Origin of the sequence: Providencia sp. (genome assembly GCF_040396775.1) — a bacterium.
GTDB lineage: Bacteria > Pseudomonadota > Gammaproteobacteria > Enterobacterales > Enterobacteriaceae > Providencia.
Map to the genome: position 1 here is coordinate 95,648 of NZ_JBEBNT010000005.1, position 13,911 is coordinate 109,558.

A 13,911-nucleotide genomic window follows, 5' to 3' on the forward strand; every position below is an offset into this window, starting at 1 on the left:
CTACAAAGAAAAGCACCCTAGTTTCAACACACCTCACTCACCTCTGTTAAAGAGTAGCATGCTCAAATAACAATCTCAAAGAAAAACCCTAAAATATTAATGAGTAAATAATTTTTTAATTATCATTGAAGTTAAATAATTGTAATTAAAAAAAATTTGAAAAAATAATAAAGCAATTAATAACAACCACTTACAGAGTGATCATTGGATTTTGTTAATGAGATCACAATTAAAATTAACATTTCCATAAAGGTATTGCTAATTTCAAAATTATACTTTATTAATATGTTAATAATTACTCGAAAGTTGAATTCTTTTCATTAAGGAGTTGTCAATGAAAGGCACAGTATTTGCCGTTGCCCTCAATCATCAAAGCCAACTTAGCCATTGGCTCGAGGCATTCCAGCAAGCCCCTTATAAAACCCCACCAAAGACCCCAGTGTGGTTTATTAAGCCGCGCAATACGCGCATCAATTCTGGCGAACAGATTCTGCACCCTGCAGGTGAAGAAGTGCAAAGTGGGGCAACCCTTGCACTGGTAATTGGCCAAGACGCACGGAAAGTGAGCAAAGCGGATGCCATGAAATTTATCGCGGGGTTTGCGCTTGCAAATGAAGTGAGCCTGCCAGAAGACACCTTCTACCGCCCTGCTATCAAAGCAAAATGCCGTGATACCTTCTGCCCAATCGGCGAGATGGTGAAAACGTCCCTGAATGCCCCTGTTGATATCATTACTCAGGTGAATGGAAAAGAAGTTGATCGCTGGTCAACAAAAGATTTGATCCGCGACGCCAGTGAGCTAGTGGCGGCCCTCAGTGATTTCGCCACCTTAAAACAAGGGGATGTGATCCTGATGGGAACACCACAACAACGAGCTACTATCAAACCCGGTGATGAGGTCGTGGTTCAAGCCGAAGGCTTCCCTAGCCTGAAAAATACCGTAGTCGCGGCAGGAGGAAAATAATGAAGCACGCAAAAATCCTTTTTAAAGGGACGGAATATGCCGTCACTGTCGGCGATAACGAAGCCATCACATTACCCAACGGAGACATTGTCGCTGGTGATTCCGCAGATGTAACTTGGTTACCCCCTGCACAAGGTACCCTGTTCGCCCTTGGTTTGAACTACGCCGACCACGCCGCAGAGTTAGAATTTAAACCACCTGAAGAGCCGTTAATTTTCTTAAAAGCAGAAAGCAGCTTAATAGGGCACCGCCAAGTATCTGTTCGCCCAGATAATGTTGAGTATATGCATTATGAGTCTGAGCTGGTGGTGGTGATTGGCAAAACCGCACACAAAGTATCGAAAGAAGACGCGATGGATTATGTTGCGGGTTACACCGTGTGTAATGACTACGCTATCCGTGACTATTTAGAAAATTACTATCGCCCGAACTTACGGGTAAAAAGCCGCGATACCTTAACGCCGATTGGCCCGTGGTTAGTGGATAAAGACGATGTGAAAGACCCACATAATCTTGCGCTGTATACCTATGTGAATGGGGAGTTACGCCAAAAAGGCACCACGGCAGATTTAATTTTCGATATTCCATTTTTAATTGCTTACCTCAGTGACTTTATGACACTGCAACCCGGCGACATGATTGCGACAGGCACGCCAAAAGGGCTGTCTGATGTCGTGCCAGGTGACGAAGTCATTGTTGAAGTTGAAGGCATTGGCCGACTGGTCAATACCATTATCAGCGAAAAAGACTATGAGGAACGAGTGTAATGACTAAGATTAATCATTGGATCAACGGTAAAAACGTTGCCAGCAAAGAGTATTTCCAAACCACGAACCCAGCGACTGGCGAAGTGCTCGCTGAAGTTGCTTCTGGTGGTCAAGACGAAATCAACCAAGCGGTTGCCGCAGCAAAAGAAGCGTTTCCAAAATGGGCTAACACGCCAATGAAAGAGCGCGCTCGCTTAATGCGCCGCTTGGGTGAGCTGATCGACGAAAACGTCCCACAAATTGCGGAAATGGAAACCCAAGATACGGGTTTACCAATCCACCAAACTAAAAATGTGCTGATCCCACGCGCTTCACATAACTTTGAATTCTTTGCTGAAATTTGCCAGCAGATGAACGGTCGTACTTATCCGGTTGACGACAAAATGATGAACTACACCCTCGTTCAACCTGTGGGAGTGTGTGGGTTGATCTCTCCGTGGAACGTGCCGTTTATGACCGCGACATGGAAAACGGCACCGTGTTTAGCGCTCGGTAATACCGCGGTGTTAAAAATGTCTGAGTTATCGCCATTATCCGCAAACCGCCTTGGTGAATTAGCCCTAGAAGCAGGTATCCCTGCGGGCGTGCTGAACGTGGTTCAAGGCTACGGCAGCACAGCAGGCGACGCATTAGTCAAGCACCATGATGTTCGCGCAGTGTCCTTTACGGGAGGTACTGCGACGGGCCGTATGATCATGCAAAACGCGGGTCTGAAAAAATACTCAATGGAATTAGGCGGTAAATCCCCTGTTCTGATTTTTGAAGATGCGGATATTGAACGTGCAATGGATGCAGCTTTATTCACCATTTTCTCTATCAATGGCGAGCGTTGCACCGCAGGTTCACGTATTTTCATTCAAGAAAGCATCTACCCAGAGTTTGTGAAACGCTTTGCTGAGCGCGCAAACCGCCTGATCGTCGGTGACCCGAACGATCCGAAAACCCAAGTGGGTGCATTGATCAGCGAACAACACTGGAACAAAGTCTCTGGTTATATCCGTATCGGTATGGAGGAAGGCGCAACCTTATTAGCAGGCGGCCCAGACAAACCAACAGATCTGCCTAACCACCTGAAAAATGGTCATTTCTTACGCCCAACCGTTCTGGCTGATGTCGATAACCGTATGCGGGTTGCTCAAGAAGAGATCTTCGGCCCTGTAGCGTGCTTAATTCCGTTTAAATCGGAAGAAGACGGTTTACGCATGGCGAATGATATCGAATATGGCCTTGCTTCTTATATTTGGACACAAGATGTCAGCAAAATTCTACGTTTATCGCGCAATATCGAAGCGGGTATGGTGTTTGTTAACACCCAAAATGTCCGCGACCTGCGCCAACCATTCGGCGGCGTAAAAGCCTCTGGTGTTGGCCGTGAAGGTGGCGAGTACAGCTTTGAAGTGTTCGCCGAAATGAAGAACGTGTGTATCTCCTACGGAGACCACAATATCCCACGTTGGGGTGTGTAACTTATTAAGTCATTTTTATTATCAATTAGATACCTATAGAAATTTGAACTGTAAATGATTCACAACAAATAATAGCTACAACAGATTATGGGTAAACTCGTTCCTTACCCTAAATAGTTTGAGTTGTAGCTAGGCGGCAAGCGAAATCATCCCTATGAGCATACATAAGTATGTGATTAGGGTGGTTTTGTGCAGCCAACACCGCTACAGCTCAAAATATAACGGGTAAGAGAGGATGAAATGGGTAAACTAGCTCTGGCCGCAAAAATAACACACGTCCCATCCATGTACCTATCTGAACTTCCAGGTAAAAACCATGGATGCCGCCAAGCCGCTATCGATGGCCATAAAGAAATCAGCCGTCGCTGCCGTGAATTAGGCGTGGATACCATTATTGTTTTTGATACCCACTGGTTAGTCAACAGCGCGTATCACATCAACTGTGCCGATCATTTCAAAGGTATTTATACCAGTAATGAACTTCCACATTTCATTCGCGATATGGAATATGAATATGATGGCAACTCCGCCTTAGGCCAGATGATTGGTGAAGAGGCTCGCAAGCTCGGAGTTCGTGCTCAAGCACATGAAATTCCAAGCTTAACTCTCGAATATGCCACCTTAGTTCCAATGCGCTATATGAATAGCGACCGCCACTTTAAAGTGATTTCAATCTCTGCATTTTGTACGTCACATAGCTTTGAAGACAGCCGCAAGTTAGGCGAAGCCGTCCTCACCGCCATTGAAAAATACGATGGTACGGTGGCGGTATTAGCCAGTGGCTCATTATCACACCGCTTTATCGATGACCAAAAAGCAGAAGATGGCATGAATAGCTACACCCGCGAATTCGATGAGCAAATGGACAAACGTGTCGTCAAATTATGGCGTGAAGGCCGTTTCCAAGAGTTCTGCAAAATGCTGCCTGAATATGCAGATTACTGCTACGGCGAAGGCCATATGCATGACACAGTCATGTTGCTTGGCATGCTAGGTTGGGACAAATATTCAGAGAACGTAGAAATCTTAACGGATTTATTCGCCAGCTCCGGTACTGGGCAACTCAATGCTGTGTTCCCGCTGCCAAGCTATATCACTGATAAGCAAACTGAAACTGCGTAAGGAATTGTTATGCCACATTTTTATGCAGAATGTACCGAAAATATCCGTGAAGAAGCTAAGCTTCCCGAGTTATTTGCCAAAGTCAATGAAGCCCTTGCGGGTACCGGTATTTTTCCATTAGGCGGTATTCGTAGCCGTGCAATTTGGTTAGATACATGGCAAATGGCAGACGGTAAGCATGATTATGCTTTTGTGCATATGACGCTAAAAATTGGTGCAGGTCGCTCCCTTGAAGATAGGCAAAAAACGGGGGAAATGCTTTTCGACCTGATCAAAACGCATTTTGCAGATTTAACGGCAAAACGCCTATTAGCCCTGTCATTTACCATGGAAGAGCTTGACCCTGTATTGAACTATAAACAAAACAACGTTCACACCTTATTCAAAGCGTAATCGTTGAGCGCAAAAAGCGAGGGCACGATGGTCAAAAGTTTCGATAAACGCATCCCACACTGGTTGATCCCATTATTAGGATCATTAGTGGCATTTGGGCCATTGTCTATCGATATGTACCTTCCTGCCCTGCCCCAGATGGGCATTGCTCTTCATGCAACACAAGGGCAAATGCAGTATACCCTCGGGGCATTTTTTGCGGGTTTCTGTGTGGGCATGCTGTTTTACGGTCCCCTCAGTGACCTACTGGGTCGGCGAAAAATGTTGTTAAGTGGGCTGGCTATTTTTACGGTGGCAAGCCTGTTATGTGCCCAAGCGACTGATGCCAATACCTTGATTATTTTCAGGGCGTTACAAGCATTTGGTAGCGGTGCCGCCATCGTGATGGCAAGGGCAATCGCACGGGATGTTTACCCTGCAAATGAATTACCGAAAGTGCTGTCATTGATGACGTTAGTCACCATGATTGCGCCGTTGTTAGCGCCTTTACTGGGCGGTTTTCTATTAATTCATTTCCAGTGGCAGGCAATTTTTTATCTGTTGGCGTTAGTTGGTTTAATTTCGGTGAGTGCTATTTTCCTGCTATTGCCTGAAACGTTAGTCCACCAGCGTACATCAGAGAATTTACTTTGTGTGGCATTTAAAAACTACACACAGGTGCTCACAGACCGAGAAGCACTGAGTATTATCGGCACCATGGCCTTCTCTTTTGCCGGAATGTTTGCCTTTATCAGTGGTTCACCGTTTGTGTACATCAACTATTTTGGGGTATCTGAACAGCATTATGGCTTGTTGTTCGGCTGCAATATTTTGGGGATGATTGTGATGTTATTGCTGAACGTGAAACTGCTAAAAATTTACAGTTTAACGCGCATACTCACTATGCAAAGCGGCTTTCAATTGGCATTTGGTCTGTTTTTGCTACTTTTTTACCAACAAAGCCTCCCCATAATTGTTATTCTTGTGGTGCTGTTCCTATCGATGGTCAACGCTATCGGCACCAACAGTTTGTCACTGTTACTGCAACATCGCGGCAAAATTGCCGGCAGTGCAAGCGCGCTTGCGATTTCAATTCAATTTGCATTAGCAGCGCTCGCCAGTGTTGCCGTTTCTGTCTTACAGGATGAATCCCCTTTTGCTATGGCACTTGTGATGGCGATTTGTGCTGGGTTAAGTTTTGCAAGCCAACGTTTATCGGCTAAAAATATCCGCCCACAAATCCAATCCGTGTCTTCGGAGAAAAACGAAAAATGAGCATAAACACCAATTCTACATTATTCCGCCAACAGGCTTATATCAACGGTCAATGGGTTGATGCCCAAGACAAAAGCGTGTTTGAGGTGACTAACCCTGCGGATAACACGGTGATTGCCAAAGTCAGCAATGTGGGCGCAGTAGAAACCCAACGCGCTATCGAAGCGGCCGAAAAAGCTTTACCTGCTTGGCGTGCAAAAACCGCCAAAGAGCGTAGCCAAATCTTAAATAAATGGTTCCGTTTAATGATGGATAACCAAAAAGAGTTAGCACAACTGCTAAGCGCAGAACAAGGCAAGTCGATGACAGAATCGATGGGTGAAATCGCTTATGGTGCTAGCTTTATCGAGTGGTTTGCTGAAGAAGGTAAGCGTGTTTACGGTGAAAGTATTCCGTCACCATTACCGGGTCGCCGCCTTGTGACCATCAAACAACCTGTGGGCGTTGTCGCGGCAATCACGCCATGGAACTTCCCGAATGCGATGATCACGCGCAAAGTGGGCCCAGCCCTTGCGGCAGGCTGTACGATGGTGCTGAAACCTGCGGCTGAAACACCACTGTCTGCCCTTGCATTAGCGGTTCTTGGTGAAGAAGCAGGCATCCCTGCGGGGGTGTTTAATATTGTTCCGGGTACTGATGCACAAGCCATTGGTGGTGTGATGACCTCAAGCCCAATCGTGCGCAAGCTGACATTCACTGGATCAACCCGTGTTGGTAAATTATTGATGGAACAGTGTGCCAACACCGTGAAAAAAATGTCATTAGAACTTGGCGGTAACGCACCGTTTATCGTGTTTGATGACGCCGATTTAGATGCGGCAGTTCAAGGTGCTTTAGCCGCGAAATTCCGTAATAGCGGCCAAACTTGCGTATGTGCAAACCGCATTTTAGTGCAAGAGGGTGTCTATGATGAGTTTGCGGCTCGCTTAGCCAAAGCGGTTAATGCATTAAAAATTGGCCCTGCAACACAAGCCGACTCCCAACAAGGCCCATTAATTAACCAAGCGGCTATCGACAAAGTTTCCGAGCACATTGCGGATGCGGTTTCTCATGGGGCAAAAGTGATTGCTGGCGGTAAAGCAGCAAGTTTAGGTGGCTTGTTCTTTGAACCTACGGTTATCACTGGCGTGACAAAATCCATGAAAGTCGCCAAAGAAGAAACCTTTGGCCCATTAGCACCTTTATTTAAATTCCGTGATGAAGAAGAGGCTATCGCCCTTGCCAATGACACTGAATTTGGCTTGGCGTCTTATTTCTATTCACGGGATATCGGCCGTATCTATCGCGTTGCTGAAGCATTAGAAAGCGGCATGGTGGGTATCAACGAAGGCATTATTTCGAATGAAGTCGCCCCATTTGGTGGCATTAAGCAGTCTGGACTGGGGCGTGAAGGTTCGCGCTACGGCATTGAAGATTATCTGGAAGTGAAATACCTCTGCTTTGGCGGTCTTTCTAACTAGTTAATTAGCAGACTATTTTTCAAAAAATTGCAGATAAAACCTAAGCTCGAAGTATAACTTGAACGGATGATTTTAAATCCAAATTGTTAGCTCTAAATAATTCGAGTGAGAACAAGGCAATTAACGCAGTTCTCACTCGAAGTATGACGAGCTGAGGTACAAAAGGAAAATAAGATGTTACAGAAAGACATAATCTTGCAAATAGCACAGCGTCTAAATCAAGCGGAGAAAAGCCGTGAGCAGATCCGCCAGATTTCTTTAGATCACCCTGAAATGACGATCGACGATGCTTATGCCGTTCAAAAAGAATGGGTTGGGTTAAAAATTGCTGAAGGGCGCGTGCTTAAAGGCCATAAAATTGGGCTGACATCAAAAGCCATGCAGGCCAGCTCACAAATTGATGAGCCAGATTACGGTGCACTACTTGATGATATGTTTTTTGATGACGGCTGTGACATCCCAACCGACCGCTTTATTGTACCGCGCATTGAAGTTGAACTTGCGTTCGTTTTAGCAAAACCACTGCGTGGGCCAAATTGCACTATTTTTGATGTTTATAACGCCACTGACTACGTGATCCCCGCTCTTGAGCTGATCGATGCCCGTTGCCATAACAATGATCCTGAAACTAATCGCCCACGTAAAGTGTTCGATACTATCTCAGATAACGCCGCAAACGCCGCGGTCATTTTAGGCGGACGCCCAATTAAACCACGCGATTTAGATATGCGTTGGATCAGCGCCCTGCTTTATCGCAATGGTGTCATTGAAGAATCAGGTGTTGCGGCGGCAGTGCTGAATCACCCTGCCAATGGCGTTGCATGGTTAGCTAATAAATTGGCGCCCCATAATGTTCAGCTTGAACCCGGCCAGATCATTCTTGGGGGGTCATTTACCCGCCCTGTTCCTGCACGTAAAGGCGATGTATTCCACGTCGATTACGGCAATATGGGCTCTATAAGCTGCCGTTTTGTATAAGGAAATCACGATGGACATCTTAGAAAATAAATTTAAAAAAGCGTTAAAAAACGGCCAACCTCAGATTGGCTTATGGCTGGGTTTATGCAGCCCATACAGTGCCGAATTATTAGCAGGCGCGGGCTTCGACTGGCTGTTGATCGATGGCGAACATGCGCCGAATAATGTGCAAACGACATTAGCGCAATTGCAAGCGATCGCCCCTTATCCATCACAACCCGTTGTTCGCCCTCCGTGGAATGATCCGGTGATCATCAAACAACTGTTGGATATTGGTGCGCAAACTTTATTGCTACCAATGGTGCAAAACGCCGAACAAGCGAAGCAAGCGGTACGCGCAACACGCTACCCACCCGCTGGGATCCGCGGTGTGGGCAGCGCATTGGCTCGTGCCTCTCGTTGGAATCGCGTTCCTGATTACCTCACGCGTGCCAACAATGAAATGTGCGTGATCGTACAGGTCGAAACCCGTGAAGCAATGAATAACCTACCTGAGATCTTAAAAGTTGAAGGGGTTGATGGTGTGTTTATCGGCCCTGCGGATCTCAGTGCAGACATGGGCTTTTCAGGTAATCCTAACCATCCCGAAGTCAAAGCCGCAATCGAAAAAGCGATCGTGCAAATTCGTGCCGCAGGCCTTGCCCCTGGCATCTTAATGGCAGCCCCAGAGGTTGCTGAACATTATCTGAAACTCGGCGCGCTGTTTGTTGCTGTCGGGGTAGATACCACGCTGTTAGCACGCACCGCCGAAGCCCTTGCCGCAAAATTTGGCAAAACGGTCTTGGAAGTGACATCCAGCACGCCGAGTGTTTACTAACTAAGTCTGCTCATTTAGATAACTTTTTACCCTACAGACAAACGGTTTATCTAAACGAGTGAAATATTAAAATCGCAATAAAGGGCAGACACCACCATGACTGCCTCATCGTCCCTTGTACCTATAATAATTTTCAGAAGAAAGAATTGAGGGCCCTACAATGAGTAATCAACAACTTGCAAGCACTAACCCTGCTGATCAACATAAAAATTTAACCGAGCCTCAGCAGCGGGTGATTAATAAATTATTCAAACGGCTGATCGTCTTTTTATTCGTGCTGTTTGTCTTCTCTTTCTTAGATCGGATCAATATCGGCTTTGCGGGTCTCACCATGGGGAAAGACATCGGTCTAACCTCAACCATGTTCGGTTTAGCCGCCACCTTGTTCTATGCCACTTACGTTATTTTTGGTATTCCAAGCAATATTATGTTGGGGATTGTTGGTGCGCGTCGCTGGATAGCCACCATCATGGTACTTTGGGGGATTGCTTCAACGGCGACCATGTTTGCCACGGGACCGACAAGCTTGTATGTCCTGCGGATGTTAGTGGGTATCGCTGAAGCCGGCTTCCTTCCGGGGATTTTGGTTTATCTCACTTACTGGTTCCCCGCCTATTTCCGTGCCCGTGCTAATGCCCTATTTATGATTGCGATGCCTGTCACCATGGCGTTCGGTTCACTGGCTTCTGGCTATATTTTAGGAATGGATGGCATTTTAGACCTAAAAGGCTGGCAGTGGTTGTTCCTGCTTGAAGGCTTCCCATCCGTCATTCTGGGTGTTTTGGTCTGGTTCTATCTGGATGATTCACCGAAAAAAGCCAAATGGTTGACGCAAGAAGACAAAGACACACTGCAAGAAATGATGGACAAAGACCAACTGGAGCTCGTGCAGCCACAAGGGTCAAAAAGCCACAGTGCCCTGCAAAATACCAGTTTATGGAAAGAGATTTTCACCCCTGTTATCTTGATGTATACCGTCGCATATTTTTGTTTAACCAATACGTTAAGTGCGATCAATATTTGGACGCCGCAGATCATGCAGAGCTTCAACCAAGGCAGCAGTAATGCCATGATTGGGCTACTGACCGCTATACCGCAATTCTGTACGATTTTGGGGATGATCTACTGGAGCCGTCGTTCAGATAGGTTGCAAGAACGGAAGATGCACACTGCTTTACCGTATTTATTCGCCGCGGCAGGTTGGGTTCTCGCCGCAATGACGAGTCATCCAATCATTCAATTGATTGGTATTATCATGGCATCGACGGGTTCCTTCACCGCGATGGCGGTATTCTGGACAACCCCAGACCAATCCATCAGTTTACGTGCTCGTGCCATCGGTATTGCGGTTATCAATGCGACAGGTAATATAGGTTCAGCCGTCAGCCCATTACTCATTGGCTGGCTGAAAGACCAAACCGGTAGCTTCAACTCTGGCTTATATTTCGTCGCAGGTTTACTGGTCGTCGGTGCGTTGTTAGTCATGGTTATTCCAATGAAAAACTCACGCCCAAGAGCAACGCCTTAATATTTTAATGATTCGAATGTTTTGAATGTTTTGAATGTTTTGAATGTTTTGAATGTTTTGAATGTTTTGAATGTTTTAATAATTTATGCTGCATAATAATTATTAAAGGGTGTTACCCAAAATAATTTGGTTTGCAGCTAGGCGGCAAGCAAGTTAATCCCTAGGAGCATACATAAGTATGTGACTAGGGTTGGCTTGTGAAGCCAACAACGCTGCGAGCCGAAGAATGAAGGGTAACTCAACTTTAATTACGAATATAGATATTAGTACCGACTACGACGAAACCCAAGGCACCGACGACGTCCACTACCAAACCTTCGGCAACATGGCTGCCTTTTTTGGTCGTGACATGCAGGCGCATCGTCATGATGGTTTCTTCCAGTTGCACTATTTGGTCACTGGCCACATTACCTTGCAGCTTGACGAATTACGCTATTCTGTCCAAGCGCCGCTGTTTATTTTAACGCCACCGTCTGTCGCCCATGCTTTTTTTACCCAAGAAGACACCGATGGTCATGTGCTCACGGTGCGTCAAGATCTCATCATGCCACTGCTTGAGTCCCTTTACCCTGCTCACCCTGATTTGGTGGATATCCCTGCTATTTGCTTATCTGTTGCTGACAAACCCGATGAGATTGATACTTTCAATCATTATTGGGCATTAATGGCACGTGAATCAGCGAACAGCTTCGTGGGGAAAGATCAGGTTTTATCCTCTTTAGCCCAAGCGCTATTTACCTTTCTGTTGCGGTCTATCCCCTTAGATGAGCACCCGACTAGCGGCGTTAGGGGCGAACATCGCTTGTTCCAGCGGTTTAACCAGCTGATTGACCTACATTATCATGAGCACCTTGCTGTGCCCGAATATGCAAAAAAGCTGGGTGTCACAGAATCTCGCCTCAAAGACATGTGCCGTCGATTTGCAAATCGCCCGCCAAAACGGCTTATTTTTGACCGTATTTTACGCGAAGCGAAGCGGTTACTTATTTTTTCCGACAGCCCTGTTTCTGAAATTGCCTATCAGCTTGGGTTTAAAGACCCCGCTTATTTTGCTCGGTTTTTTAACCGATTAGTGGGCTCCTCACCAAGCACTTGGCGCGAACAAAATATCCATTAACCGACTCAACTTTTTCCCTTTTCCTGAAAAATTTTATTGCCGTTGAATCGCTCAACGGTAATATCATTAAATTTTACATATTAAAAACATTTTTATCTCTTGCCAGTTTTGTTTTAATTTTCTTAATTTTGCATAGCAAGAATAACAAAAAGTGAAATCATAGATTAATAAGTAATCACTTAAATTCAACAAAATTCACTTATGTTAATATATAAATAAATATTAATATTATGATTTTTAAGTACTTTAATTCAAAAAAAATAATTACATTAATATTAAAACATCGATAAGATCACACTTCTTTTACAAACATTCCATTTCAACGAAAAGTACCAGCAAACCTTTCGAAAGTCTCTTTAAAATCGACTCAGAAAGCGATTCAATTAAGAAACACAAAACAAACATAAAATTAACATATTTCGCTTGCACCTTTGTCCCCTATCAATGCAAGCCCTCATTGTGAGATAACGAGGTAGACATGAAACCAGAAGATTTTCGCTCAGATGCTAAACGCCCTTTTAATAGCCAAGAATACTTAAAAAGCCTACAAGATGGCCGTGAAATTTATATTTATGGCGAACGCGTAAAAGATGTCACCACTCACCCTGCTTTTCGTAATTCAGCGGCTTCCATAGGACAGTTATATGATGCGCTCCATGATAAAACGACTCATGACCAGCTTTGCTGGAACACCGACACAGGTAACGGTGGATACACGCACAAATTCTTCCGTTTCGCGAAAAGTGCAGATGAATTACGCCAACAACGTGATGCAATTGCAGATTGGTCACGCCAAAGCTACGGATGGATGGGACGCACTCCAGACTATAAGGCGGCATTCGCCAGCTGTTTAGGTGCCAACCCTGAATATTACGGCCAATTCGCAGATAACGCGCGCAATTGGTACAAACGCATTCAAGAAAGCGGCTTGTATTTTAACCATGCGATTGTTAACCCACCGATTGATCGCCATAAGCCAGCTGATGAAGTGAAAGACGTTTATATCAAACTCGAAAAAGAAACTGACGCCGGTATTATCGTCAGCGGCGCAAAAGTGGTTGCGACCAACTCGGCGTTAACACACTATAATTTTATCGGTTTTGGTTCTGCGCAAGTGATGGGCGATAACCCTGACTTTGCCCTGATGTTTGTTGCACCAATGGATGCCGACGGTGTGAAATTAATTTCTCGCGCATCTTATGAATTAGTGGCAGGCGCAACTGGCGCACCATTTGATTACCCTCTTTCCAGCCGTTTCGATGAAAATGATGCCATCTTGGTGATGGATCATGTGTTAATTCCATGGGAAAACGTCCTGATTTACCGTGACTTTGACCGCGCACGCAACTGGGCAGTACAAGGTGGATTCGCACGTTTATTCCCATTACAAGCTTGTGTCCGCTTAGCGGTTAAATTAGACTTCATTACCGGATTGTTACAAAAAAGTTTAGAATGTACAGGTGTTATTGATTTCCGTGGTGTACAGGCTGATCTGGGTGAAGTGGTTGCATGGCGTAACCTGTTCTGGTCATTGACTGATGCAATGACTTCAGAAGCGAAAGCATGGGAAGGCGGCGCATTCCTACCTGATGCTCAAGCTATCCAGACTTACCGTGTGATGGCACCAATGGCCTACACCAAAATTAAAAATATCATTGAAAGTAACGTAACGAGTGGGCTGATTTACTTACCATCCAGCGTTCGTGATATGAACAACCCAGAAATTGATAAGTACTTAGCAAAATATGTGCGCGGTTCAAACGGAATGGATCACGTTGAACGTATTAAGATCCTCAAACTCATGTGGGATGCGATTGGAAGTGAGTTTGGCGGTCGCCATGAACTGTATGAAATTAACTATGCAGGTAGCCAAGACGAAATTCGTCTGCAATGTCTGCGTCATGCACAAGGTTCTGGCAACATGAAAGCCATGACAGATATGGTTGATCGCTGCTTATCAGATTACGATCAACATGGATGGAAACGTCCACACTTGTATAACAACAATGATATTAATCAGTTAGATTCGCTGCTGAAGTAATCAG

12 protein-coding genes are annotated in these 13,911 nt (G+C 45.3%); all 12 read left to right on the forward strand.

The genetic code is table 11. The features are described from left to right. Positions 1–334 precede the first annotated feature (334 nt). The 12 genes from ABWP91_RS08155 to hpaB all read left to right on the forward strand — a co-directional run bounded on the left by ABWP91_RS08155 (position 335) and on the right by hpaB (position 13,907). Positions 335–964 (forward strand): fumarylacetoacetate hydrolase family protein, encoded by a 630-nt coding sequence (locus tag ABWP91_RS08155; RefSeq protein WP_353242851.1) that lies wholly within the window; start codon positions 335–337, stop codon positions 962–964. Beyond that, positions 964–1,731 carry a fumarylacetoacetate hydrolase family protein gene (locus ABWP91_RS08160; protein ID WP_353242852.1) on the forward strand — a complete coding sequence of 256 codons (768 nt, stop codon included), beginning with the start codon at positions 964–966 and terminating at the stop codon, positions 1,729–1,731. The genes ABWP91_RS08155 and ABWP91_RS08160 overlap by 1 nt, the downstream gene beginning before the upstream one ends. Then, positions 1,731–3,197, forward strand: a complete 1,467-nt coding sequence (hpaE, locus tag ABWP91_RS08165; RefSeq protein WP_353242853.1) for a 5-carboxymethyl-2-hydroxymuconate semialdehyde dehydrogenase — start codon at positions 1,731–1,733, stop codon at positions 3,195–3,197. Before ABWP91_RS08160 ends, hpaE begins: the two co-directional genes overlap by 1 nt. A 240-nt stretch (positions 3,198–3,437) precedes the next feature. After that, positions 3,438–4,319, forward strand: coding sequence for a 3,4-dihydroxyphenylacetate 2,3-dioxygenase (gene hpaD, locus ABWP91_RS08170; RefSeq protein WP_206084683.1), 882 nt, complete (start codon positions 3,438–3,440; stop codon positions 4,317–4,319). A gap of 9 nt (positions 4,320–4,328) precedes the next feature. Then, positions 4,329–4,712 (forward strand): 5-carboxymethyl-2-hydroxymuconate Delta-isomerase, encoded by a 384-nt coding sequence (locus ABWP91_RS08175; protein WP_353242854.1) that lies wholly within the window; start codon positions 4,329–4,331, stop codon positions 4,710–4,712. Between the two features lie 27 nt (positions 4,713–4,739). Next, complete coding sequence (locus ABWP91_RS08180; RefSeq protein WP_353242855.1) at positions 4,740–5,966, forward strand: Bcr/CflA family multidrug efflux MFS transporter; 1,227 nt, start codon at positions 4,740–4,742, stop codon at positions 5,964–5,966. Further along, positions 5,963–7,426 carry an NAD-dependent succinate-semialdehyde dehydrogenase gene (locus tag ABWP91_RS08185; RefSeq protein ID WP_353242856.1) on the forward strand — a complete coding sequence of 488 codons (1,464 nt, stop codon included), beginning with the start codon at positions 5,963–5,965 and terminating at the stop codon, positions 7,424–7,426. Before ABWP91_RS08180 ends, ABWP91_RS08185 begins: the two co-directional genes overlap by 4 nt. Positions 7,427–7,600: 174 nt before the next feature. Continuing rightward, on the forward strand, positions 7,601–8,404 hold the full coding sequence (gene hpaH, locus ABWP91_RS08190) for a 2-oxo-hept-4-ene-1,7-dioate hydratase (protein WP_219245815.1): 804 nt from the start codon (positions 7,601–7,603) through the stop codon (positions 8,402–8,404). A gap of 10 nt (positions 8,405–8,414) precedes the next feature. Next, positions 8,415–9,221: a 4-hydroxy-2-oxoheptanedioate aldolase gene (hpaI, locus tag ABWP91_RS08195; protein WP_353242857.1), complete on the forward strand. Its 807-nt coding sequence runs from the start codon at positions 8,415–8,417 to the stop codon at positions 9,219–9,221. A gap of 160 nt (positions 9,222–9,381) precedes the next feature. Beyond that, positions 9,382–10,749 (forward strand): 4-hydroxyphenylacetate permease, encoded by a 1,368-nt coding sequence (gene hpaX, locus ABWP91_RS08200; RefSeq protein WP_219245813.1) that lies wholly within the window; start codon positions 9,382–9,384, stop codon positions 10,747–10,749. A 226-nt stretch (positions 10,750–10,975) separates the two neighbouring features. After that, the gene (hpaA, locus tag ABWP91_RS08205) at positions 10,976–11,866 is read left to right on the forward strand and encodes a 4-hydroxyphenylacetate catabolism regulatory protein HpaA (protein WP_353242858.1); all 891 of its coding nucleotides are present in this window, start codon (positions 10,976–10,978) and stop codon (positions 11,864–11,866) included. A gap of 478 nt (positions 11,867–12,344) precedes the next feature. After that, the gene (hpaB, locus tag ABWP91_RS08210; protein WP_353242859.1) at positions 12,345–13,907 is read left to right on the forward strand and encodes a 4-hydroxyphenylacetate 3-monooxygenase, oxygenase component; all 1,563 of its coding nucleotides are present in this window, start codon (positions 12,345–12,347) and stop codon (positions 13,905–13,907) included. The last annotated feature ends 4 nt before the right edge of the window (positions 13,908–13,911 follow it).